This window comes from Cellvibrio sp. BR (assembly GCF_000263355.1).
In the GTDB taxonomy this organism is placed as follows: Bacteria; Pseudomonadota; Gammaproteobacteria; order Pseudomonadales; family Cellvibrionaceae; genus Cellvibrio.
Genome location: NZ_JH668205.1, coordinates 75,594 through 100,396, shown reverse-complemented (window position 1 = coordinate 100,396; position 24,803 = coordinate 75,594). Strand labels below are relative to the sequence as shown.

The window sequence follows — 24,803 nt, the reverse complement described above, 5'->3', positions numbered from 1 at the left end:
CCGCGGTGGAAACATTGGAATACATCATCGATAACGATTGCGACATGGTCGCCTTTGGCGAGCAGCTCGGCGCTATCTTCGCTGCTCATGACGGCCCGCTCTCGGTGCATTTGTGCGGCACCCTGGGCGCCGGTAAAACCACCCTCACACGCGGCATACTGCGAGCGTTTGGTCACACCGGTGCAGTAAAAAGCCCCACCTACACCTTGGTGGAGGCCTATGAATTTGGCGCGCGCCGTGTGTACCACTTTGATTTATACCGCCTGGGCGATCCCGAAGAGCTTGAATACATGGGTATTCGCGATTACTTCATCGAGCAAAACCTGTCTCTGCTGGAGTGGCCTGAGCGCGGTGAAGGCGTGCTGCCTACGCCGGATCTGGTGATCAATATTTTCGTGCAGGGCGAGGGGCGTCGCTTGGAATTGCGTGCCACCAATCCGCTATTGCACGCACTGCTGGCCAAGCGTTAGCCTTTTTTGCTAGGGGCAAAAGCCTCTTTTGCGGTAGAGTGCGAGCCATGTGCCACGGCGTTTAGCGCTGTTTGGTGCGTCATATCCCTATAAAAACTGCTGAATGGGTGTTTGTCTGTTGAGATTGTCTATATCTATGGTTCGCTGGCTGAACTGGGTTTGCTGCCTGGGGGTGCTACTTGCGCCTCTGGCTTTTGCGGCGAAAGTGGATGGTGTGCGTGTGTGGCGCGCGCCGGATCACACGCGCATCGTGCTGGATCTGGATGCGCCCGTGCAGCACAGCCTGACGCTCGCGGCTAACCCTGAGCGCATTATTGTCGATGTTCCCAAAACCAGCCTCAAAGCCCCGCTGGGCAAGTTGCCTTTGGCGGATACGCCGGTGTTGGCGGTGCGCTCCTCGGTTCAAACGAATGGCAATTTGCGTCTGGTATTTGATTTAAAAGCCAAGGTCGCGCCCAACAGTTTTTTACTCAAAGCCCACGGCGGAATGCATGACCGTCTGGTGATCGACCTCTACGACGAAACACCCTCAGCCGCCACCGCTGTGCCGGCGACTACCCCTGCAGCGGTTCCTGCCGCCTCCGCAACCACCGCTCCAGCAGCCACCAAACCTGCCGTTGTCGATAAACCGGCAGTAGCCCCCGCACAATCCGCTAGTAAGCCAGTAGCCAAAGCTGATCTTAGCGGCAAACGGTTTATTGTTATCGCGGTGGATGCTGGTCACGGCGGGGAAGACCCAGGCGCCCTAGGCCCCAATCGCCTGCGCGAAAAAGATGTGACGCTGATGATCGCCAAAGAGCTGGTTGCGGCGATTAACGCCCAGCCCGGGTTTACCGGTAAGCTCACCCGCACCGGCGATTATTTTATCCCGCTGAAAAAACGCCGTGATTTGGCGCGCAATATGAAGGCGGATTTGTTTGTCTCTATTCACGCCGATGCCTTTACCAAAGCCAGCGCGCGTGGCGCCTCGGTGTTTGCCTTGTCGCGTCATGGCGCCACCTCGGAAACCGCGCGCTTTTTGGCCGAGCGTGAAAATGAATCGGATTTGATCGGCGGGGTGGGCGATATTCGCCTTGATGATAAGGATCAGGTACTGGCCGGGGTGTTGGTGGATTTGTCGATGACGGCAACGTTGAATTCCAGTTTGCAGGTCGGCCAGCAGGTGCTCAGCTCCATGGGTGGTATTGCGCATTTGCACAAGCGCCATGTGGAACAGGCGGGCTTTTTGGTGTTGAAATCGCCTGATGTGCCGTCGATTCTGGTGGAGACCGGTTTTATTTCCAACCCCGGTGAGGCGCGCAAATTAGCTACACCGGCGTATCGCAAACAAATGGCGCAATCGGTATTTAAAGGTATTCGCCAGCATTTTTACCAGCATCCGCCAGCGGGCACTTATGTTGCGGCGCAAGTGGAATCCGGTGCCGGCGGCGGTTTTGAGCGGCAGCATGCGGTGGCCGCTGGTGACAGCTTATCCGGCATTGCCAATCGCTACGGCGTGAGCATGCAGCGGTTGATGCAGTACAACAATTTACGTTCGACCAGCGTGAATATCGGCCAGACCTTAAAAATTCCGGCGACCAACTCACCTGCCGTTGCCCAGTCGCAACCTGCGCCTACCGCGCGCCCACAAGCGCAAATCGCCACTGCACCGCGGATGCACCGCGTGGTGGCCGGCGATACCTTGTCGCGTATTGCCAGCCGTTACGGCGTGAGTGCCAGCGCGATCCAGCGCCATAACAATATGAAAAGTACGACCGTAAAACTGGGTCAAACCCTGAAAATCCCCACTTCCTGATTCATCGCCGCGATTGGTTTCCCATGCGAAAAATTAAATTGCTCAGCCCGCGCCTCGCCAACCAGATTGCTGCTGGCGAGGTTGTTGAACGTCCGTCCTCGGTGATTAAAGAACTGCTGGAAAATTCACTCGACGCTGGTGCAACGCGTTTGGAAATTGATATTGAAGAGGGCGGCATCAAGCTCATGCGCGTGCGCGATAACGGTGGCGGCATTGATAAAGACGATTTGCCACTCGCACTCAGCCGTCACGCCACCAGTAAAATTTATGAACTGGATGACCTCGAAGCAGTTGCTACGTTAGGTTTTCGCGGTGAAGCATTGGCGAGTATCAGTTCGGTCGCGCGTCTTGCGTTGATTAGTAGTACCAACGAAGAAAGCGCAGGCTGGCAAGTAGTTGCCGAAGGGCGCGATATGGAGACGCAATTATCGCCCGCACCACACCCACGCGGTACTACTGTGGAAGTGCGCGATTTATTTTTTAATACGCCTGCGCGCCGTAAATTTTTACGCACCGATAAAACGGAATACACCCATCTTGAGGATGTCGTAAAACGCTTGGCATTATCACGTTTTGATGTCGCGTTTAATTTGCGCCACAACGGCCGCGCCATTTATTCGTGGCGTGCGGGTGATTCTCAGCTCGAGCAAGAGCGTCGCGTCGCTCAGGTGTGTGGCCCGGCGTTTATGGAAAATGCGGTGCACCTTGATATAGAGCGCAACGGTTTTCGTTTGTGGGGTTGGGTGGCGCTGCCCACCTTTTCGCGCAGCCAAGCCGACTTGCAGCATTTTTATGTGAATGGTCGCGCGATTCGCGACAAGCTCGTCAGCCACGCTGTGCGCCAGGCTTATCAAGATGTGTTGTACCACGGCCGCCATCCGGCGTTTGTATTGTATTTGGAACTGGATCCATCGACGGTGGATGTGAATGTGCACCCCACCAAACACGAAGTGCGTTTTCGCGATAATCGCAACGTACACGACTTCATCTACTCAAGCTTGCATCACGCACTCGCGAAAGTTCGCCCGGAAGATACGCTTGCAAAACGCGAACTGGGTGAAGGCGCCGATGAAGTTTCCGGTATAAATCCATTTGCACTTTCATCCACCAAACCGATTCAAGGCATTGCGGCGGGCGAATTCAAAGGGCAGGAGAGTATGGGCTTTCGTGCGGCGTCCGGCGCGAGTCATTATTCATCGTCAAATTACCAGCCTGCACAAATTAATCCCGGTGCTGTGCGTGAACAGATGGCGACTTATGGTGAGTTGCATCGCCCCGCAAATCCCACGACAACTTATGCTTTGCCGGAACCTGCTAGCGACGATATTCCACCCTTGGGTTACGCCATTGCACAATTAAAAGGCATTTATATTCTCGCGGAAAATGCGCAGGGTTTAATTGTGGTTGACATGCACGCGGCGCACGAGCGCGTGACTTACGAGCGTATGAAAGAGTCGTTTCACTGTGGCGGTTTGCAAACCCAGCCACTGCTAGTGCCTGAGTCGATAGCGGTCAGCGAAAAAGAAGCGGACTTTGCCGAAAATTTTAGCGAGGTATTCAAAGCGCTCGGCTTTGAGTTGCAGCGCGCTGGCCCGGAAACTTTATTAATTCGCCAGCTACCGGTCATTTTAAATCGCGCCAAAGTTGAACAATTGGTGCGCGATGTTTTATCCGATTTGATTGAGCACGGTAGCAGCGAGCGCATCCAACATCACATCAACGAAATTCTTGGCACCATGGCCTGCCACGGCTCGGTGCGCGCCAATCGCAAACTGACTATTCCCGAAATGAACGCGCTGCTGCGCGATATGGAGGCGACCGAGCGCAGTGGTCAGTGCAACCACGGCCGACCCACCTGGCTGCTGCAATCGCTCGACGATCTCGACAAAATGTTTATGCGTGGGCAATAAGATCATGGCTACTTCTGCGCAGAAACCGCTGGTGATTTTTTTGATGGGGCCAACCGCGTCGGGCAAAACCGATCTGGCGATTAGCTTGAGCAAATTATTGCCGGTGGAATTAATCAGTGTGGATTCGGCGTTGGTTTATCGCGGTATGGATATTGGTTCGGCCAAACCCAGTGCCGCCGAATTGGCGGAAACCCCGCATCGCCTGATTGATATCCGGGATCCGGCAGAGCCCTATTCCGTTGCCGATTTTGTCGCCGATGCCGAGCGCGAAATTAATGCGATCCACGCGCAGGGGAAAATTCCACTCTTAGTTGGCGGCACCATGCTCTATTTTCGTGCGCTGCTCGATGGCTTGGCCGAAATGCCTGCCGCAGATACTGAAGTGCGTGCGCAAATTGAACGTGAAGCGGCAGAGTTCGGTTGGCCGCATATCCATGCCCAGCTCGCCTTGGTTGACCCGCAGACTGCCGCCGACATTCACCCCAATCATTCGCAGCGGCTCAGTCGCGCGCTGGAAGTTTATCGCGTGAGTGGTAAAACCATGGCGCAATTGCGTGAGATGCAACATGCACAGCCGCAAACCAGCGCGTTTTGTGAGCGCTTTACTGTTTGTCAAATTGCCATAGCACCACGTGATCGCGCCACCTTGCATCGGCGTATTGCTGAACGATTCGAAAAAATGCTGGTCAGTGGTTTAGTAGATGAAGTGCGGGCGCTTTATGCGCGCGGTGATCTGCAACCCGATTTGCCCGCCATTCGTGCGGTGGGTTACCGCCAGGTGTGGGATTATCTTGATGGGCGAGTCGATTACAACGAAATGCGTGAGCGTGGAATTATCGCTACCCGGCAGTTAGCCAAGCGACAATTTACTTGGTTGCGCGGTTGGTCGACAAGCTCAAATAGTGAACTACACTGGTTATGCACGGAGACTGATAAGGGAATTTCGCTCACGAAGGAAGAAATTGTGCATTGCGCCTTGAATTTTATAGGTCGCACCGCCATATAATGCCCACGTGAGAAGCCTAATCTGATTTTCATGCTTTCTTCCACCTCCTCCCGATTGATCTATTGGGTGTTTTAGGTGGGTAAATTACTATAATTTTTATTGTCCCTAGGAGATAAACATGTCAAAAGGGCATAGCTTACAAGACCCTTACCTGAACGTTCTGCGCAAAGAGCGTGTGCCTGTATCCATTTACCTGGTAAATGGAATTAAGTTACAAGGCCAGGTTGAGTCATTTGATCAGTTTGTCGTGCTGTTGAAAAACACCGTAAGCCAAATGGTTTACAAGCATGCAATCTCCACTGTTGTTCCATCCCGTGCTGTTCGCGTTCCGCTGTTGAACGAAGGCGGCGTTGAAGGCGAAGAAGACGAGCAAGCCGAGTAATCTATCAAATCATTGATACTGACTCGAGGTCGCTAATTGTTTTTTGATCGTCCCGAATCGGGTGAGCTAGCAGTGCTGGTTCACCTGAATTTGTCTCACGGCCAAGACGCCGAAGACCCCCGTGAATTCGAAGAGTTGGTTTTATCTGCCGGGGGCGACCCTGTGGCATTTTTAACCGGATCGCGAATTGTCCCCACTGCAAAATTTCTTATCAGCACCGGCAAATTGCAGGAGCTGCAACAGTTGGTCGTCGATAACGGCGCCGAGCTGGTTATTTTTAATCACACTTTAACCCCCAGTCAGGAACGCAATCTGGAGCGCGAGCTACAGTGCCGCGTGCTTGATCGCACCGGTTTAATTCTTGATATTTTCGCCCAGCGCGCGCGAACCTTTGAGGGTAAGTTGCAAGTTGAGTTGGCGCAATTGCGTCACAGTGCCACGCGTTTGATTCGCGGCTGGACTCACCTTGAGCGTCAGAAGGGTGGTATCGGTTTGCGCGGCCCGGGGGAAACCCAGCTGGAAACTGACCGTCGGTTGTTGCGTAATCGTATTGGGCAAATTGAGCAGCGCCTGGAAAAAGTTCGCTCCCAGCGTGAGCAGGGGCGGCGTTCGCGTCAACGCGCGGCTATTCCAACCGTGTCGCTGGTGGGCTATACCAATGCGGGTAAATCTACCCTGTTCAATCGTATTACCGGTGCTGACGTTTACGCTGAAAATAAATTATTTGCCACTCTTGATCCAACCATGCGCCGGATCGAACTATCTGATGTTGGTGCAGTAGTGCTGGCGGATACGGTAGGTTTTATTAGTCACTTGCCGCACCGACTGGTGGAGGCATTCAAAGCGACACTTGAAGAAGCTAGCAACTCAACTTTACTCTTGCATGTGATAGATTCAGCAGCTGAAGAACGCCTGCGCAATATTGAACAGGTGGAACTGGTGCTGGAAGAAATTGAGGCGGCAGATTTACCGCAATTGCGCGTCTATAACAAAGTAGACTTGCTGGCAGATACCGGCCCGCATATCGATCGCGATGAAACCGGCAAACCGATTGCGGTTTGGCTGTCTGCGCAGACAGGTGCTGGTTGTGAGCTGTTAAATCAGGCGATCTCAGAAGTGCTGGGAAAGGAGCTTGTCAGCGGCTGCCTGGTTGTCCCGCCAACACAGGGGCGCTTGCGCGCTATGCTCTATGCACAACAGGCGGTAGTGAGCGAAAATCACCGCGCTGATGGCGCAAGTCTGCTGCAAGTACGTATACCCAAAGATGATTTATTGCGGATTCTCAGTGCGGCAAATATAGCTTTTGAGAGTCTGTTGTGGGATGAGTCAGGAACACTACCGGATATGCCGGTTGCACAGGAATAGTTAATTAAATCCCAAACCAGTTTTACTTTCTATGTGGAGAAATAGTATGGCCTGGAACGAACCGGGAAAAGACAAAGACCCCTGGAGTGGTCGCGGTAATAAAAATGGCAACGATGGCCCGCCGGACTTGGATGAGGCATTTAAAAAGTTGCAAGACAAACTCAACGGCATGTTTGGCGGCGGCGGATCAGGCGGGCGCTCAACTGGCAACGCGAATATGAAGCCACTATTTGGCATTTTTGCTGTGGTTGCCTTGCTAATTTATATCGGCTCGGGAGTCTATCAAGTGGATGCCAAAGAGCGCGCTGTAGTGCTGAAATTTGGCGCCTTCTCGGAAATCAAAACGGAAGGCCTGAATTGGAACGCGCCACTGATTACCGATGTAATTAAGGTCAATGTCACCGGTGAGCGTCAGTATCCATCACGTGGTCTGATGCTGACTGAGGATGAAAGTATTGTAGAGCTGCCTATCTCTGTGCAATACAACGTCTCTGATGTAAAAGCATTTGTATTAAACGTGCGCGACCCGGAAACCAGTCTACGTCATGCCACAGATTCAGCAGTGCGCCATGTCGTTGGTTCCAGCGAGTTAAATCAAGTCTTGTCCGAAGGGCGTCAGGCGATTGCAGTGGAAGTTAAGCAGCGCTTGCAGTCTTACCTTGATGCCTATGGTGCAGGTATTCAAGTCAACACGGTCAATATTCAGGATGCTCGCCCGCCAGAAGAGGTTCGCTCGGCGTTTGATGATGTGATCAGGGCTAAAGAAGATGAGGCCAGATTCAAGGCGCAGGCTCAGGCCTACGCTAACGGTATTATTCCTGAAGCTCGTGGTCGCGCCCAGCGGATGATCGAAGAAGCAGAAGCCTACAAAGCTGAAGTAATTGCACGCGCCGAAGGTGAATCGGATCGTTTTGAAAGCTTGCTAACAGAATATAAGCGTGCCCCCGAAGTGACGCGTCAGCGACTGTATATAGAAACCATGGAAAGTGTGATGACTAACTCGTCCAAGGTAATGGTGGATGTCGCTGGGGGAAATAACATGTTGTATCTCCCTCTGGATCGCATGGGGAATCGTCAGTCGGTCGCCGAACCAAAATCACAACCAGAAAATTTCAATAGTCGTGCTGCTCAGCCAGTTGAATCGGCTACGCCACTTGTTCGTCGGGAGATGCGCTAATGTCTAGTAAAGGTCTCTTATCAATAGTTGCGCTGTTGGTCGGTTTGGTTATTTTTGCTAACTCGGCTTACGTAGTCACTGAATACCAGCGTGCAGTGGTATTGCAATTTGGTCGTTTGGTGAAAGCGGATGTGCCGCCAGGTTTGCACTTTAAAGTGCCTTTTGCCGAAAAGGTGCGCAAGTTTGATGGCCGTTTATTGACCGCCGATATGGCAACAGAAAGCTTCTTTACGGTTGAAAATAAGCGGTTGATGGTGGATTCCTACATCAAGTGGCAAGTGAAAGATGTCGAGGTTTACTATAAGGCAACGGGTGGTGATGAGTTAACCGCAGAAAACCGGCTTGCCCAGCGGGTTGCCGATGGCTTGCGTAACCAGTTTGGTCGTCGCACATTGCATGATGTGGTGTCGGGTAAGCGCGATGAATTAATGAGCGAGATTACCGCCAGTATTAATCTTGATGCCGTGAAGCTACTGGGTATCGAAGTAAAAGATATTCGTGTTAAACGCATTGATTTCCCGGCCGAGGCAAGTCAGCCAGTGTTCGCCCGTATGGCTGCTGATCGTGAAAAAGAGGCGCGCGAATATCGTTCACAGGGTAAGGAGCAGGCTGAAGTTATTGGTGCGGATGCAGACAAGCAGGTGTCAATATTGGAGGCTAATGCCTATCGCGATGCGGAGCGTATTCGCGGTGATGGCGATGCCCAAGCCGCGGCAATTTTTGCCCAGGCATACAGTAAAGATCCTGAGTTCTACAGTTTTGTGCGCAGCCTCAATGCTTATCGCCAGAGTTTCAGTGGTAAAGAGGATTTGATGGTGGTTGACCCCAACAGCGATTTCTTCCGCTACTTAAAAGACCCTCAAGGCAAGAACTAAGTTGAAATCGCCCGCTCTGCGGGCGATTCTTTTTGGGGCGGGATGATCCAAGTGTAATTGGCCTACAAATCCCGCACCAAACAGTGTTAAAATGCCGCAACCGAGCCGATCGCTCGGTTTTTTTATGCGTGCGTGCCGGACCATCCGGTTTTGTTTCTCTACCAGAGTCGCTTATGACCTACGCTGATCGCTGGCTGTTACCGGACGGAGTGGAAGAAATCCTGCCCGCCGAAGCCAAAGCTATAGATAGTTTGCGCCGCCGTTTGCTGGATTTGTACAGCACTTGGGGCTATGACATGGTGATTCCACCACTGCTGGAATACACCGACTCCTTATTAATCGGATTGGGGCGCGATGTTGATCTGCTCACCTTTAAGGTGACCGATCAACTCAGCGGCCGTACCTTGGGGATTCGCGCTGACATCACGCCGCAGACCGCGCGTATGGATGCTCACAGTTTTAAGCGTACTGGCGCTAACCGCCTTTGTTACGCCGGTCATGTAGTTCATACCCGCCCCAAGAATCCGCTCGCGACGCGTACACCTATTCAAGCTGGCCTTGAGTTTTACGGCGAGTCAACTATCGCGGCTGATATAGAAGTGGTGTCACTGCTGCTGGAGTCGCTCAGTGTGGCGGGTTTGCCGCGACAACATATCGATTTAGGCCATGTTGGCATTTATCGCGCTATTGCTGCCGCAGCTGGTTTGAGCAAGGTACAGGAAGATGCCTTCTTTGAATTGCTACAGCGTAAAGCCACTACAGAAATTCGCGTCTGGGTTGATGCAAATATCGACGACACCAGCATGGCGGCACTGTTTTTGGCATTGCCCGGTTTGGCTGGCAATAAAACCGTTTTGCAAAAAGCGCGTGAGCTATTTGTTGCGCTGCCAGCCGCACAGGCAGCAGTTGATCAGCTCGATCAAGTGGCGCAGGTTATTGAACAGCGCTACCCCAATGCTGAGCTTTATTTCGATTTGGGTGAGTTGCGCGGTTATCACTATTTGACCGGTTTGGTATTTGCGGCGTTTGCGCCCGGCTATGGCAACCCCATCGCCAGCGGCGGTCGCTACGATCACATTGGCGAGGTCTTTGGGCGTGCGCGCCCTGCGACCGGTTTTGCAGTGGATATCACTGCTATCAGTAAATTAGGCTTGTTGCACAAAGGGCAGGTGAGCGCGATTGCGGTAGTTGGAAACAGCGATCCAGCCCAGTGGCAAGCAGTACAAGATTTGCGCCAGCAAGGTGAGCGAGTTGTGGCGGTAAGTGGCGAGGCCGATCTGGCGGAGCTGGGTTGTGATCGTCAACTGCTGTTACGAAATGGCAGCTACCAGCTGGTAGCCTGTTAATCGGTCAGTTTTCTTTATTTATCTAGCACAGAGAGTTAAACCAGTCATGGGCAAGAACGTCGTGGTATTGGGCACCCAGTGGGGTGATGAAGGCAAGGGCAAGATCGTGGATTTGTTGACCGATCAGGTCTCCCTGGTGACACGCTTTCAGGGCGGTCACAATGCGGGTCATACACTGGTGATCGACGGTAAAAAAACCGTGTTGCACCTGATTCCCTCCGGCATTTTGCGCGATGGCGTAACCTGCTTGATCGGCAATGGTGTGGTGTTATCACCCGAAGCCCTGTTAAAAGAAATTACCGAGTTGGAGGCGACTGGCGTGCCAGTGCGCAGCCGCTTGCGTCTGTCACCTGCTTGCCCCTTGATCCTGCAATACCATGTTGCTTTGGATCAGGCGCGCGAATTGGCGCGCGGCGATGCCAAAATTGGCACCACTGGTCGCGGTATTGGCCCGGCCTATGAAGATAAAGTTGCCCGTCGCGGCCTGCGGTTGGGCGATTTGGTCGATATGGACAGTTTTGCTATCAAACTCAAAGCGATTCTTGAGTACCACAACTTTGCCCTGACCCAGTACTACAAGGTTGAGGCGGTGGATTTTGATAAGGTGCTGGCCGACTGCAAAGTCTGGGCGGCGCAATTAATGCCGATGATGGCCGATGTCACCGAGCTGTTGCACAGCGCACGCGAGCAAGGTGAAAGCATTCTGTTTGAAGGTGCCCAAGGTTCGCTGCTCGATATCGACCACGGTACCTATCCCTTTGTGACCTCGTCTAATACCACAGCTGGCGGCACCGCCACAGGGTCAGGTTTTGGCCCGCTCTATCTGGACTATGTACTCGGCATCACCAAGGCCTATACCACCCGTGTGGGTTCAGGCCCATTCCCCACTGAGTTGGGTTGTGAAATCGGCGAATACCTGGGTAAAAAAGGTCATGAGTTTGGCGCCACTACTGGTCGTAAGCGTCGCTGTGGCTGGTTTGATGCCGTTGCCGTGCGTCATGCCAATCGCATCAACAGTGTGACTGGCATCTGCCTGACCAAACTCGACGTACTCGATGGTTTGGAAACAGTGAAAATCTGTATCGGGTACCAGGATGCTAAAGGCAATGCGATTGTCGGTATGCCCTACGATGCCGAAGGTTGGGCTGATCTCAAACCTATCTACGAAGAGATGCCTGGCTGGAGTGAATCCACTGTAGGCGCACAAACCCTGGAACAATTACCTGCCAATGCGCGTGCCTATATCAGCCGCTTGGAAGTATTGATTAAGGCTCCAATTGATATTATCTCCACTGGCCCTGACCGCATCGAAACTATCGTTTTGCGTCATCCCTTTCAAGCCTAATTCTCGCCTCCTTATATGCCCCAAAAAGCCCGCTTTCAGAGCGGGCTTTTTTGTGAATAAAAATAACAATTGCAGATAAATTTGCGCGCTACTTTTTTGTTGATAGCGCTGTCACTTTAGTACATAAAGACTAATATTTATCGTGGGAAGTGATCTAATAATGACTTATGGTCAGATTGACACAATAATCATCATTGGCGTAGCATGTGCTCATCTTGTGACCTGTGTTTACAAGTATGCAAGATGGAGTCTGGCACTAGAATCCTAGTACACACGAGGGTCCGGAACTTCCTGAAATAAAAAGCAATATGAAAATCACCTAAAGATAAATTTAACAAAAAGGGGTTGGCTATGGTTTTCCATAAAAATCAAAAGACCGTAAATCAGCAGGGCTTAACGTTTAAAAAATCCATATTCGCTATGTGCACTACCGCTCCAAAAGTGGCAGGTCGCTAAGGGCTGCAACAAGTGAAGACAGTGGAAAGCCAGCCGGATTCAGTCAGCTTGCGCTTAGAACAATTAAATCCAAGACTAGAATAATAGAGGGTCTCAATATGTTTCAAAAACTACTCATCGTGTTCTGCACAATCTTCGTGCTCTCTGCCTGTGGTGGCGGGAGTAATGATTTGGGGCCGAAACAAGCTCCACCGCCTGTTGATAATGGAGGCGATGGAGGTGGGGGCGAACCCGAACCCGAACCCGAACCCGCTGAGCCGCGAATTTTTTCCTTTATTGCGTTTAGCGAAGAAGCTGACACCTACGACTGGAGCAGCCGTTGCGTTGATGCCTGTAGTGCCACTGCCACGCTAAGCTGGAATGCTAATGAACAAGTGCTGGCGGTAGATCCACAGTGGGCTAGCGATACTGATCAGTTAGATATCGTCGGATCTGTGGGCGAAGTCAGCGATATGGCGGGTTCTGCGGCCAGAGTTTGGGTCTTTGTTACAGAGGAATACGCCAACGACGGCAAGATGAGCATGCATTTATTGCTGGGTAATGCTCAGGGCCGTAAGGCTGTAAGTCTCGGCTACCAACCAAAAGCTGGTTGGAACCGCCTTGAAATGTGGGAAATGGCAGCTGGCACCGGCGAAACCGTTATGGTGGGCGATGTGGAGGCAATCGATTACGGCACCTTCGCATGGCATGACGAGGGCTTCACCCTGCGCAACATCAATGAGATTGGTGTGCGCTTTGTGGCTAACGGCAAGGCGCCAGAGGTTGACGGGCAAGTGTGGTTAGACAATGTCACCCTGACACCAGCGTCTGGCACCGGTCCGCTTATCGTCGATATGGATGATGCAGCTTGGACGGTGATGGATGCGACCCCTGCCGTTACAGTACAGCGCGATGATACCGGTGTTTACTTCGAGCCTACCGCTGGTGACCAGAAGCTGGTTTATCTGCTTGAAGGCCCGGTTGACCTTGTTGGTCGTAGTTTTGACATGACCTTCACTGTGGATCAAGCCTTCAAAGACTCCGGTGCGGATGTTCAGCCAATCATCCAGTTGAACTTCGGCAGCTATACCGGTGAATTTGGCTGTTATGTGGGCAACGGCTCCCTGACACCTGGCGTTCCCCAAACAATTAATTGCGCTACAGACAATGATGCGTTCGTGGCTGAAGAAGGTCAGAACATCCGGGTCGGGTTGCAAGTTAAAAACCAACCAGCAGGTCGCCTGACTATTAACAGTATGCAGATCAATATCGTTTCTTCGAGTGATACTGGGCCATTTGCAATTATCCCATCTCAAGCATCGGTTGATTCGGGTGCTTGGAGTAATGACAACTGGCAGGGCCTTGCGAGTGCTCCTGATTTGTCCTACGACAGCGAAAGTGGTGCCTTGAGTATTGCTCCGAATTGGCAGGCAACTGACAGTAACGAACGTACCGTAATGTATGTTGCTGCTGAAAATGAGCTGCCGGATTTAGAGGGCGCGACAGTGGGTGTAGAGCTGTACCTCAGTGACTACTACATCACTGAGAACCCCGGTATGGCGATACAGATCTACATTCAGCAGAACAGTGGCAGTTATTCCGGCAACTTTGGTAGCAATATCGCTCTGAGTGCGGCGGAAGACCTGGGTAACGGTTGGTACCGATTCGAGCGGGTTATGGAAGGTGTTCCCACCGAGCCGACCGCCCTGCGCATGGGCATTAAGCTTCAAGGCGCGGATTTAGCCACTCGGGAGGCATCCGCAGATCCGATTCTGCTCCGCAGGTTTACTGTCGAGTAATCCGTGCAAGGTCGTAACAAAAACAAATAGTGAGCGTTGAACGGCGATGAGAAGCATTACATATGCGAAATATCGCCGGTCGATGCTGTGTAAATAATAACAAGGTTACCAAATAACATCGGGGTAAAGCGCTATGGTCTATTTAGACAACGCCAAGAAAACCATCACTTTCAAGAAGTCGATACTTGCCATGTGCGTCATGGCAATAAGCTCTCCCACGCTTGCGCAGAATGCATCTGGACAAGACCAAGCGGTAGAGGAGGTTGTAGTTAGTGGCGTCCGCCAAAATCTTGAGAACGCCCAGGACATTAAACGTAACGCGAACACCTTTGTGGATGCTATTTCAGCAGAAGACATTGGTTCTCTACCGGATCGCAGTGTATTGGAAGCTATGCAGCGGATGCCAGGTGTGTCTATTGAACGTTTTCAGGCGCCGGATGATCCCGATCACTTTGGTGTGGAAGGTAGCGGTGCCGTTATCCGTGGTATGAGTGCGACCCGAAGTGAATTCAATGGTCGTGACTCCTTTACTGCTAACTCTGGCCGTGGCCTGAACTTTCAGGACGTACCACCAGAATTGATGGGTGGTGTGGATCTGTATAAAAACCAATCCGCCGACATGATTGAAGGTGGTATTGGCGGCACTGTCAGTTTGAAAACCCGTAAACCCTTTGACCGTGATGGTCAGATGTTCGCTTTTACCGGTGATGTCTCCTACGGTGATATGGCTGAAGAGGCTTCTCCCACGGTTTCGGGTCTCTACAGTAATCGTTGGGATACTGAAACTGCCGGTGAGTTCGGATTGCTTCTTAACGGATCCTATTCCGAGCTGATCGGTACCTCACATGGTATCCAGAGTGATGCTTTTGTGAAGTATCGCGCCGATACCTTAGGTGCTCCAGCTAGCGCTGCGATGGATGATGGCCAAGTGTGGATGACCAACGGCTCTAACTTTTTTACCAAAGAAGATGAGCGTATCCGCCGCGGATTCGGCGCATCGCTGCAATGGGCGAGTCCGGATGACACCTTACTGGCTACTGCTGAGTTCTTGCGCTCAGATGCACGCCTGAGCTGGAAGGAAAATGCCGTTAAGTATCAGGGGGGCTATGGTGATGCTAACGACGATGGCACAGTCAGTGAAAACCGTCGTGCGCGCCCTTATCCTGGTACCGAGTTTACCTTCAACGGCGACAGTATTTTTGAATCTGGTTATATCACTGATGGCGGTGGCTGGCGTGGTGGTGAAGGCCGAGTGCCGACCGCTTGGGACGCAGCATGGGGGCTGGGTGACACTGCTCCGGACGGCTACGTCACTCAGAATGACTATTTCGGTCAGAAATATCAGACTGATACACGCTACAAAGATACGCGTACTATCGTTGAAGACCTTAGCTTTAATCTGCAATGGACACCAAGCGACGCTTGGGAATTTGAGGCTGATTTGCAGTTTGTTGATGCAACCACTTCAGATGATGACTTGCAGGTTGCACTTGGTATTCACGCATTGCAAATCTTGGATTTGCGCCGCGATACACCTAGCCTTACGGTCATTGAACCCTGGGGCGGCCGTCGTGATGCTAACCCCGAGTGGTATGCAACCGATTTCCCTGGTTTCTCCAATGACCCAGCCGGCGACTCTAACTACTTCCAAGATCGTGATTCCTACTGGCTACGTTCTGCCATGGACCATTACGAGCGATCTGAAGGGGAATCCCGCGCTGGACGCTTTGACGTAACCCATAACTTTGATGACGGTTTCCTGACTGCTGTTAAGGCTGGGGTTCGCTACGCCGAACGTAACCAGGTAGTGCGCAATACTTCTTATAACTGGGGGAGTCTCGGTGCAGAATGGGCTCCGGGTGGTGGCGAGGGTGCTCTCTGGTTATCCGAGCTGGATGAGAGCATTTATGACGAGTTCCAGTATGTTGATTGGTCTGACTTCCATCGTGGTGGCGTGGTCTCCATTCCTGGCGATGGTTTTATCTTCCCCACAGAGGATCTCTTGAAGGATGTGATTGCTGGTCGTCAATTACCTCAAAATAACCCCAATGGTGAGGGTATTTGGGAGCCCTACCAAAATCGCCCAGATGTTATCCCAGGTACCTATTTCGTTCCGGCTGAAGTCTACGACACCACTGAAACCAACGAGGCTATTTATGTTCGCTTGGATTTTGGTTCGGATGAAGGTGCTTTCCGATTCAACGGTAATGTCGGCTTGCGCTACGTTAGGTTAGATCGCGATGCGATAGGTTCGGTTCAATTCCCGGATATGATTGGTCAAGCTATTCCTGCGGGGGCACCTACTGACTTGACTGACAGTGGCGCTATCCGCAAGTGGGCAGAGGATCAAGTTGGGCCTTTCGATCCGGGCCTGTTTGAGTCGGAACAGGATTGGTTGGATGAAGTGACTACTCTGCTCTCTTACTCGCGCGACGCTAATAACTGGTTAACTCCAGATGAAAAAGCGTTCGGTAATGACTACGATGAGGGTGAGTTGGAGTCGAGTGCCAAATGGGATGATGTGTTGCCGAGCTTCAACTTGAAGGTTGAGCTGACAGATGATCTGATTGGTCGCTTTGCGGTATCCAAGGCTATTGCTCTTCCGGATATGTCTGAAGTTCGCAACCAGGCGGTTCTTGGTGCGCGCGGCTTGAACGTTACGCGGGTAGTTCCAGATCCGAATGCTCCGGCATTGCCAGGTCCGGTCGACTCTGGTGTAGACATAGTGTCTGTTGATCCGGCGATTTGGACCGGTAACGGTGGCAACCCTGCGTTGAAACCCATGGAGTCTACCCAGTGGGATGCGTCTTTGGAGTGGTATTTCGCGCCTGTTGGCTCCCTTACGGGGACTGTTTTCTATAAAGATTTGAAGAACTTCTTTATTGAAGGCGCGCTGCCCAGAACGTTCACCAATCCTGATACTGGTGTAACTCAGACCGTTGATTTCACCACTACGCGTAATGGACGAGAAGGCAAGTTGCAGGGTATCGAGCTGGCTTACCAACAATTCTTCGATATGCTCCCAGAGCCATTCGACGGGTTTGGTATTCAGGCGAACTACACCTTTGTTGACTCAGAGGGTATTCCGAACTTTTCTTCTAGTGGAACTGCCACTGAAGCGGAGCCGGAAGAGAACGTAACGCCGCAGCCCGGTTTGGAGCCCTTTGATCCCGCTGCTTTGGAAGGGCTGCCGCTACGCGGTCAGTCAGAGCACACTGCTAACCTGGTGCTCATGTACGAGAAGAACGACTGGTCTGCGCGGTTGGCTTACAACTGGCGTTCCGAATATCTTCTCACTACGCGTGATGTGATCAGCGGTCAGCCGATCTGGAATAGTGCTTCGGGCTTTCTGGATGGTGCGATCACCTACCAGTTAACTGAAGAAATCTCTCTCGGCTTACAGGGTACCAATCTGGCGAATACCCAGACAGAAACCCTGATGACACTGGATGGAGAAGGTCGTCAGACTGGTCGCTCTTGGTTCGTCAATGACCGCCGCGTGGCTCTGACAGTGAAAGCTGTGTTCTAATCTCTCTAGGGCTGAGGCTAAAGAAGGCGCAACCACAATGGGGTTGTGCCTTTTTTTTGGTTCCGCATAATGGTTAAGTAAAAAATAACGATAACTGAAACTAATCCAACTTGGAAAACTCATGCGCCGTCATTTTTATTTTGCGACCAGCCGTGAATTTTATGGGGTTAAGTAAGTAACGAAATTGGGTGATTACAATGCAGGATAACAATATAAGACGCATCGCCATTGTCGGTGGTGGAACATCGGGTTGGATGACTGCTGCAGCACTATCCAAGCTAATTAAACCTGACTATTGCCAAATACAACTTATCGAGTCCGAAGAGATAGGGACGGTTGGTGTGGGTGAGGCGACTATTCCACAAATTCAGTTATTTAATAAATTGCTGGATTTGGATGAAAATGAATTTATCCGCAAAACCCAAGGCACATTTAAACTCGGGATCCAATTTGTTAACTGGAAAAAAATTGGGCACAAATACATTCATGCATTTGGTGAAGTGGGCAAGGACATGGAGGGGGTTCAGTTCTATCATTACTGGCTGAAAATGGCGGAGTTAGGTAAAGCAGAAGAACTGGGGAACTATACCATCGGTGGTCTTGCTTCTGATCGCGGAAAATTTATGCGGCCATTCGATGCGGGTAATTCACCCTTGTCTAATATCGCCTATGCATTTCATTTTGATGCGGGATTGTATGCACGGTTTCTGCGTGAATATTCCGAAGCGCGCGGCGTTATACGTACTGAAGGCAAGGTCGTAGATACAATTTTACGTGCGAGTGATGGGTTTATTGAATCAGTGCAATTAGAGTCGGGTGAACGAATTGAAGCGGATTTTTTCATCGACTGTTCCGGTTTTCGTGGGCTGTTAATCGAGCAGGCATTAAAAACGGGATATGAGGATTGGTCCCACTGGTTGCCATGTGATCGCGCTTGGGCTGTTCCCTGCGAACGCGTGGGAGAGCCAACGCCCTATACTCGTTCTACTGCGCATTCGGCGGGATGGCAGTGGCGAATTCCGCTGCAGCACCGCACTGGTAATGGGCATGTTTTTTCCAGTAAATTTATGAGTGAAGATGAAGCCTGTTCCATCCTATTAAACAATCTTGATGGAAAGCCCTTGGCTGAGCCACGTTTGCTCAAATTTGTGACTGGGAAGCGAAAAAAAATCTGGAATAAAAATTGTTTGGCAGTGGGCTTGGCAAGTGGTTTTATGGAACCATTGGAATCCACTAGTCTGCATTTGGTGCAATCGACTATTGCGCGTTTAATGAGTTTTTTTCCAAACAAATATTTTGATCAAGAAGATATTGATGAGTTTAATCGTCAGGCTGGTTTTGAGGTTGAAAAAATTCGTGACTTTTTGATTCTGCATTATCACGCAACCGAGCGGAACGATTCCGTTTTTTGGAATTACTGCCGCAACATGAGCATACCTAAAGAATTAACACAAAAAATTGAACAATTCAAAAAAAACGGACGCATCTATCGTAATAACGTTGAAATGTTTAATGAGTTAAGTTGGCTTGAAGTGATGCACGGCCAAGGCATTTACCCTCGAACTTATCATCCCTTGGTTGATCGAATGACAGACGATGAAATTACTAAACGGCTGGAGGGGATTAGAAGTGTGATTGAAAAGTCCGTCGAATACATGCCAACGCATGCACAGTATATTGCTGAAAACTGTAGGGCGGAAAAGATCTATTAATATCGAGTGCAGAAGATTTGTTGTTAAATGTAAAAATCCCGATCAGCAGTTGATCGGGATTTTTTGTTACAGCAAGGTTAATCCAAATAAGCATCCACTGTACGAATAGTGCCGTCGTCGTTGTGAATTAATTCGGTGACTTTTACGTTGCGCAAATAGGTTTTGCCGCCGGAGAGTTGGCTGTCGTGGTAAAACAAAAACCATTTGCCGTCTACTTCCACAATGGAGTGGTGATTGGTCCAGCCGAGCACTGGCATGAGCACGATACCTTGATGAGTAAAGGGGCCGTAGGGGCTATCACCAGTGGCGTAAGCAATGTAATGGGTGTCGCCGGTGGAATAGGAAAAATAATATTTGCCGTTAAATTTGTGCAACCAGGCACCTTCAAAAAAGCGGCGATTAGTGTCGCTGCCCAGTAAGGGTTTGCCGGCGTTGTCTAGAATTTGAATGTCGCGCGGGGCTTCTGCGAGCTGCAGCATGTTGTCGTTCAGGCGCGCTACTTTCGGGCTGAGTGCAGGTTCATTGCTCGCGGGATATTTGTCTTCCTCCACATAACTGCCGCTTACCCAGCGTTGTAATTGCCCGCCCCAAATGCCGCCGAAATATAAGTAGTGACTGCCATCGTCGTCTTTAAAAACGCTGGGGTCGATACTGAAACTACCTTCAATGGGATTGGGCTCTGCTGCAAAGGGGCCGCTTGGAGAATCGCTGGTAGCGACACCGATGCGGAAAATGCCGTCTTTATCTTTTGCGGGGAAATATAAAAAGAATTTTCCCTCTTTTTCTGCGGCATCCGGTGCCCACAGCTGGCGACTGGCCCATGGAATATCTTCCAATGTTAATGCGACGCCATGGTCGGTAACTTCACCGCCGATTTTTTCCATAGACAATACGTGATAATCCTTCATATCAAATTTGTCGCCTTCACCGTCACTGGTGATACCGCTGTCGATGTCGTGTGACGGGTAAATATAAATGCGGCCATTGAACACGTGGGCCGATGGATCGGCAGTGTAAATATGACTCACCAGCGGTTGGCCGATAAATTTTGTGGTGTCGATTGCCGGTGCGCTTTCGCTGCTGGCGGCGCTGCTGATGGTTGTAGCGGTGCCTCGCTGGGCGTTTTTATCGCCGCAGCCACTGCTCAAAAGTGCGGCGCCTAGCGCCAGGGTTAGTAAGCTTTTAGAAAAATTCATTCGCTGCTCCGGTCATTATTTTTAATGGATTATGGTGTGGTAACACCAACCATGTTACCAGTGCCAGAGAGTACCATCTTCCAAGCGGTTCACAGGCAAACACGCGCGTTTATAGGGGTATTTAGCTGCCAGTTTTTCGTCGATGTCCACACCGTGGCCGGGCGTTTCGCCGGGGGTGAAGTAACCGCGATTGAATTCATACGCATGTGGAAATACTTCGTCCATTTGCGCGCTGTGGGCCATATGCTCCTGAATGCCGAAATTAGGCACCCAATAATCAAAATGCAGGGCTGCGCCCATACATACCGGCGATAAATCCGTCGCGCCGTGAAAACCGGTGCGCACGTTAAACAGGCTGGCAAAATCGGCAATGCGACGCACGTGGGTGATGCCGCCAGCGTGCACAATGGTCGAGCGAATGTAATCAATGAGCTGATTCTGGATAAGCTCGCGGCAATCGTGAATGGAATTAAATACTTCGCCTACCGCCAATGGTGTGGTGGTGTGCTGGCGAATTAATTTAAATGATTCCTGGTTTTCCGCAGGCACCGCATCTTCCATCCAGAATAAACGATAGGGTTCCAAATCTTTGCCCAAGCGCGCCGCTTCGATTGGTGTCAAGCGATGATGTACGTCATGCAATAAATGAATGTTATTGCCGAATTCTTTGCGTACCTGCGCAAATACTTCGGGAATAAAATTCAAATATTTTTCGGTGGACCAAATTTCGGTAGAGGGCAAATCGGCATCTGCCGGTTCGTAACTTTTATCGCCTTTGGCAACGCCGTAGGTCTTTTCAATGCCAGGGATGCCGCATTGAATACGAATTGCATCGTAACCCTTTTCGCGCGCTTTACGCACGGCGTCCAGGGTGGAGTCCAGGTCTTTGCCATTGGCATGTGTGTAGGTGAGGATGCGCTCGCGACTTTTTCCTCCGAGCAATTGATAGAGCGGCATGTTGGCGAGTTTGGCTTTAATGTCCCACAGCGCCACATCAATTGCCGCCAGTGCAGTCATACCTACTGGCCCGCGACGCCAATAAGCGCCGCGATAAAAAAATTGCCAGATGTCTTCAATTTGTTGTGGGTCGCGACCAATTAATGCCGGGACTAAATAATCCTCCAAATAGGACACCACCGCTTTTTCGCGGCCATTGAGTGTTGCATCGCCAATCCCATACACACCTTGGTCGGTCGTAATTTTTAGTGTGACAAAATTTCTGCCGGGGCAGGTCACAATGACTTTAGCATCAACAATTTTCATTCAATGGCGTCTCAAAAAAGTGTCTGTAAGATTTTTGTTTAAAAAATGAATAACAATTAATAGCGCTTGCTGGGTGGCGGTCCCAGATAGCTGGGTTGTAAACCGCCGGTATCCAGCACCAGTTTTTGCAGCGTGACTGCCGGGTCCAGGCTATAAATGCGCAGTTTGTGCGCGCCTGCTCGTGCAACCTTGTGTTTGGTAATGCCAAGTCGCACATCGCTGCGCACGGTTTCCGCCCAAGTGGCATCGCTCATGTCGGCCACCAAATTCACAATTTGTGCTGGCTCATCATCAATCGCCACCGCGTAGCGCAAACCGCGTTCGGGCATAAACGGCCAGCTCGGGGCAAAAAATCCCTGTAAGGTAAATTCACCACTGCTGTGGGTGTAAATATCGTATTCAAGGTAGGGCGCGTTGGTGGCATCGTTAAATTGCCAATCGCCAATCGGGTACACCGACATGGACGATATAGTACGGCCGTGCTCGGGGATTTTTTCCCAGCGTAAATGACCACTCGCGCCCTGGCGACTAAAATCTTCCGCCTCGATAGCGATGTAGCCATCGGCTTCGGCAAAACCGCGCAATGCTTTTTTGTTGATCGGGTTATTTACGATTTCCACGCCGATGCTCGCACTGCCCCAACCGGTGCCGCTAATGTCAATGCGACCGGTGGCACGACCTATGGGCGCTTTGCTCCAGTCGATGCTCACATCCAGCTGCGCGCCCTTGTCAACTTGTATACTAGTCTTGCTCAGTATAATCCAGGGCGTAGTGGTTTTGGCAGTGGCGAGGAAGGATTCTTTACCTTTATTAAAAATTTCAATCACGCGCGACTGTGTTCCCAAACGATCAAAACGCGGCAGTAGATAATTGCCGGGCTTGGGCCAGGCGGAGGCGACGCCTTCAATCGCTATGCCCATTTCCGCTGAATTATGTGGCTCATAATGATGGGTGACGGGTAGCGTATCTTCCGGCGGGTGATTCCAGTGGCTGTAACCAATGTGCGATTGCGACATCATATGGTTCCACTTGCCGCCGTTGAGTTGGTGGTATTCCTGTTCCAGCGCGGCATCTTTGGCAAATAATTCGCGCACTTTATCGGCGTAATCATTGGTGGTGGCGCGGGCCTGTGTGGCATACAAATGATTTTTGGCTTGCGCGTTATACAGTGCGGTAATGTTGGCGCTGGCGGTGGTGGGGAATAACACCAATTGATAAAACGCCGCGCGCTGTGCAGCGGGCAACTGTGCGTAAATTTTTTCAGCCCGTGCAACGTAATCATTCATCTCGGCGGTAACGCGTTCTGCTTCGCGATAATGCAGTTGGCTATAAGTTGTGGCGTCTTGCAGTTCCGGTTTGCGACGCAAATTGTGGCGCGTGTAGCCGGTCATAATCGCTGCAATTTCTTGGGCGTGTTGCGCACCAAATTCACGTTCGGCCCACAGGCGGGCGAATTCTGGTATGCGCTCTTTGGGCCAGGCCTCCGGGTTCCATGCCATGTTCAGGAAAAATTCAATCGGGTACTCCATGGGTTTTAAATCGCCTACATTGACGATCCAGATTTGGTTGGCATCAAAGGTGTAGGCGAGGTGCATTTGCTCCCAAATTTTGGCGATGGAAATGGTGTTAATCCAGCGATAGGAGCGCGGGCCGCCAACATAATCAAAATGATAATAAACGCCGGCACCGCCACTGCGTTTGCGTTCATCGGGTGTGGGTAACCTGCGAATATTGCCCCAGTTGTCATCGCACCAGAGCAGGATTACATCGTCCGGCACACGCATGCCACGCTCGTAAAAACCCTGCACTTCTTTGTACAGCGCCCAGACTTGTGGCACTTTTGTGAGCTGATCTTTGCCAAACACATCGCTAATGATGTTGCGCTGGTCGCTGACGATTTTTTCCAACAATCCGATGTTTTCACCTTCACTCATCGGCTCGTCTTGTTGGCCACGCATGCCCAGGGTGTAAATGCTTTCGTAGGGTTTGTTGCGCGTTGCACCATCAACCCAAAACTTATATAAATTTTTCGGATTTTTGGAATATTCCCAGGGGCCTTTGCCGTAGCGGTTCCACTCTTTGTCAGCGCGCATCATGGGTTCGTGGTGCGAGGTGCTCATGACTATGCCGTATTCATCGGCGAGGATCATATTTTGTGGGTCATCATCGGCAAATGCGTTATTCCACATCGCTGGCCATAAAAAATTGGCTTTTAAGCGCAGCAATAACTCGAACACCTTTTCATAAAATTCTGCGTTGTAGTTGCCATATTTTTCAGTGACCCAGTTGGTGAGGGCGGGTGCTTCATCGTTTAAAAAAATACCGCGGTATTTCACTTTTGGAATTTCAACAACATTTATTTTTTTGTCGATAAAAATAGTCGCTTTTTGTTTAACGGGCACATCCGCCCACCAATACCAGGGCGATACCCCAATCTGCTCGCTCAGGCTGTAAATGCCATACATCGTGCCGCGTTTATTGGCACCGACAATCACGAGCGCGCGCTCTACATCGGCAAAAGGTTTATCAACTACCACGACTTGAAAGGCATCCCATTGATTCTGGATTTTGCTGACATCCAATTTTTTATTGGCAATTAATTGCGCGATAAGTTGGCTGCTGCCCAGTGTTCCCACCAACACCAATTGCTTTTGCCCGGCGAGAGTATTTTTTAACACCGGTTGTTTGCCGGTCACTTGTTCAATATCGCTTTGCAAATTTTTTGCCGCACGCACTACGCCGGGTAATTCGCTGCTGTCGATAACAATATCCAGAGCTTGCTGTTTATCCACCAGCACCAGATTGCCGCGTGCACTGGTTGCCAGCCAAGGCTCCTCTCCCAGCGCCCAGCTGGTGGGGCTGACTATCGCCAATAGCAGCAGTAAATACCGCAAGGGGGTAATTAAGCGGGGTGTGGTGAGCCAGCGCAAAACCGGCGTGAGGCGGAGTGAGTGCGCCATGAAACGTTCCTCGGGATAGGGGGGAATAAGCGTGGGTGAAATTACAGCATAGATGATGTGTACTTGTATACTAGTTAAGCCTGGTATGCCCAAAGGGTTAACGCGGTTGGCAGCGGTGATTAAGGATTACTTAAGCTTTGCCCGTTAAAATCCGCCTCGGTTGACGCGGGCTGCTGGCTTGGTTAGTGTCGGCTACCTTGTGGGTGTTTGGTGTCATGCCTGCGCAGAATCTGTGGTC

Annotated in this window: 16 protein-coding genes; 13 read left to right on the top strand and 3 right to left on the bottom strand. The window is 51.0% G+C overall.

The window, feature by feature from the left end:
• Positions 1 to 5 precede the first annotated feature (5 nt).
• From tsaE to O59_RS17470, 13 genes are all read left to right on the top strand, one after another.
• Positions 6 to 470 carry a tRNA (adenosine(37)-N6)-threonylcarbamoyltransferase complex ATPase subunit type 1 TsaE gene (gene tsaE, locus O59_RS17530; protein WP_007645046.1) on the top strand — a complete coding sequence of 155 codons (465 nt, stop codon included), beginning with the start codon at positions 6 to 8 and terminating at the stop codon, positions 468 to 470.
• Positions 471 to 606: 136 nt separating this feature from the next.
• Positions 607 to 2,265: an N-acetylmuramoyl-L-alanine amidase gene (locus O59_RS17525; protein WP_007645045.1), complete on the top strand. Its 1,659-nt coding sequence runs from the start codon at positions 607 to 609 to the stop codon at positions 2,263 to 2,265.
• Between the two features lie 23 nt (positions 2,266 to 2,288).
• A complete protein-coding gene (gene mutL / locus O59_RS17520; protein WP_007645044.1) occupies positions 2,289 to 4,175 on the top strand; it encodes a DNA mismatch repair endonuclease MutL in 1,887 nt (628 codons plus the stop codon).
• A gap of 4 nt (positions 4,176 to 4,179) precedes the next feature.
• Entirely contained in the window at positions 4,180 to 5,181 is a 1,002-nt protein-coding gene (miaA, locus tag O59_RS17515; protein WP_007645042.1) for a tRNA (adenosine(37)-N6)-dimethylallyltransferase MiaA, read from the top strand.
• Positions 5,182 to 5,299: 118 nt separating this feature from the next.
• Complete coding sequence (gene hfq / locus O59_RS17510; RefSeq protein ID WP_007645040.1) at positions 5,300 to 5,563, top strand: RNA chaperone Hfq; 264 nt, start codon at positions 5,300 to 5,302, stop codon at positions 5,561 to 5,563.
• A gap of 36 nt (positions 5,564 to 5,599) precedes the next feature.
• Positions 5,600 to 6,928, top strand: coding sequence for a ribosome rescue GTPase HflX (gene hflX, locus O59_RS17505; protein ID WP_007645039.1), 1,329 nt, complete (start codon positions 5,600 to 5,602; stop codon positions 6,926 to 6,928).
• 46 nt (positions 6,929 to 6,974) lie between these two features.
• On the top strand, positions 6,975 to 8,105 hold the full coding sequence (hflK, locus tag O59_RS17500; protein ID WP_007645038.1) for an FtsH protease activity modulator HflK: 1,131 nt from the start codon (positions 6,975 to 6,977) through the stop codon (positions 8,103 to 8,105).
• Positions 8,105 to 8,980, top strand: a complete 876-nt coding sequence (gene hflC / locus O59_RS17495) for a protease modulator HflC (RefSeq protein ID WP_007645037.1) — start codon at positions 8,105 to 8,107, stop codon at positions 8,978 to 8,980. Before hflK ends, hflC begins: the two co-directional genes overlap by 1 nt.
• A 173-nt stretch (positions 8,981 to 9,153) precedes the next feature.
• Positions 9,154 to 10,326, top strand: coding sequence for an ATP phosphoribosyltransferase regulatory subunit (locus O59_RS17490; RefSeq protein WP_007645036.1), 1,173 nt, complete (start codon positions 9,154 to 9,156; stop codon positions 10,324 to 10,326).
• 46 nt (positions 10,327 to 10,372) lie between these two features.
• Entirely contained in the window at positions 10,373 to 11,671 is a 1,299-nt protein-coding gene (locus O59_RS17485) for an adenylosuccinate synthase (protein WP_040393320.1), read from the top strand.
• A 554-nt stretch (positions 11,672 to 12,225) separates the two neighbouring features.
• Positions 12,226 to 13,905 carry a family 15 carbohydrate-binding domain-containing protein gene (locus O59_RS17480; protein ID WP_040393319.1) on the top strand — a complete coding sequence of 560 codons (1,680 nt, stop codon included), beginning with the start codon at positions 12,226 to 12,228 and terminating at the stop codon, positions 13,903 to 13,905.
• Positions 13,906 to 14,104: 199 nt separating this feature from the next.
• Complete coding sequence (locus O59_RS17475) at positions 14,105 to 17,434, top strand: TonB-dependent receptor (RefSeq protein ID WP_007645033.1); 3,330 nt, start codon at positions 14,105 to 14,107, stop codon at positions 17,432 to 17,434.
• Positions 17,435 to 17,631: 197 nt separating this feature from the next.
• Complete coding sequence (locus tag O59_RS17470) at positions 17,632 to 19,146, top strand: tryptophan halogenase family protein (protein ID WP_007645030.1); 1,515 nt, start codon at positions 17,632 to 17,634, stop codon at positions 19,144 to 19,146.
• Between the two features lie 77 nt (positions 19,147 to 19,223).
• Here O59_RS17470 and O59_RS17465 read toward each other — a convergent pair whose 3' ends face one another.
• The 3 genes from O59_RS17465 to O59_RS17455 are packed head-to-tail and all read right to left on the bottom strand — an operon-like array spanning position 19,224 to position 24,565.
• The gene (locus O59_RS17465; protein ID WP_007645028.1) at positions 19,224 to 20,342 is read right to left on the bottom strand and encodes a glycoside hydrolase family 43 protein; all 1,119 of its coding nucleotides are present in this window, start codon (positions 20,340 to 20,342) and stop codon (positions 19,224 to 19,226) included.
• 54 nt (positions 20,343 to 20,396) lie between these two features.
• Positions 20,397 to 21,605: a D-mannonate dehydratase ManD gene (gene manD, locus O59_RS17460; RefSeq protein WP_007645027.1), complete on the bottom strand. Its 1,209-nt coding sequence runs from the start codon at positions 21,603 to 21,605 to the stop codon at positions 20,397 to 20,399.
• Between the two features lie 56 nt (positions 21,606 to 21,661).
• Entirely contained in the window at positions 21,662 to 24,565 is a 2,904-nt protein-coding gene (locus O59_RS17455; protein WP_007645025.1) for a glycosyl hydrolase 115 family protein, read from the bottom strand.
• Between the last annotated feature and the right edge of the window lie 238 nt (positions 24,566 to 24,803).

What these genes read in the sequence shown, in the direction of transcription:
- O59_RS17525 (WP_007645045.1), top strand. Translation starts at nt 607, where the DNA reads ATGGTTCGCTGGCTGAACTGGGTTTGCTGCCTGGGGGTGCTACTTGCG.
- mutL (WP_007645044.1), top strand. Translation starts at nt 2,289, where the DNA reads ATGCGAAAAATTAAATTGCTCAGCCCGCGCCTCGCCAACCAGATTGCT.
- miaA (WP_007645042.1), top strand. Translation starts at nt 4,180, where the DNA reads ATGGCTACTTCTGCGCAGAAACCGCTGGTGATTTTTTTGATGGGGCCA.
- hfq (WP_007645040.1), top strand. Translation starts at nt 5,300, where the DNA reads ATGTCAAAAGGGCATAGCTTACAAGACCCTTACCTGAACGTTCTGCGC.
- hflK (WP_007645038.1), top strand. Translation starts at nt 6,975, where the DNA reads ATGGCCTGGAACGAACCGGGAAAAGACAAAGACCCCTGGAGTGGTCGC.
- hflC (WP_007645037.1), top strand. Translation starts at nt 8,105, where the DNA reads ATGTCTAGTAAAGGTCTCTTATCAATAGTTGCGCTGTTGGTCGGTTTG.
- O59_RS17490 (WP_007645036.1), top strand. Translation starts at nt 9,154, where the DNA reads ATGACCTACGCTGATCGCTGGCTGTTACCGGACGGAGTGGAAGAAATC.
- O59_RS17485 (WP_040393320.1), top strand. Translation starts at nt 10,373, where the DNA reads ATGGGCAAGAACGTCGTGGTATTGGGCACCCAGTGGGGTGATGAAGGC.
- O59_RS17480 (WP_040393319.1), top strand. Translation starts at nt 12,226, where the DNA reads ATGTTTCAAAAACTACTCATCGTGTTCTGCACAATCTTCGTGCTCTCT.
- O59_RS17475 (WP_007645033.1), top strand. Translation starts at nt 14,105, where the DNA reads ATGGCAATAAGCTCTCCCACGCTTGCGCAGAATGCATCTGGACAAGAC.
- O59_RS17470 (WP_007645030.1), top strand. Translation starts at nt 17,632, where the DNA reads ATGCAGGATAACAATATAAGACGCATCGCCATTGTCGGTGGTGGAACA.
- O59_RS17465 (WP_007645028.1), bottom strand. Translation starts at nt 20,342, where the DNA reads ATGAATTTTTCTAAAAGCTTACTAACCCTGGCGCTAGGCGCCGCACTT.
- manD (WP_007645027.1), bottom strand. Translation starts at nt 21,605, where the DNA reads ATGAAAATTGTTGATGCTAAAGTCATTGTGACCTGCCCCGGCAGAAAT.
- O59_RS17455 (WP_007645025.1), bottom strand. Translation starts at nt 24,565, where the DNA reads ATGGCGCACTCACTCCGCCTCACGCCGGTTTTGCGCTGGCTCACCACA.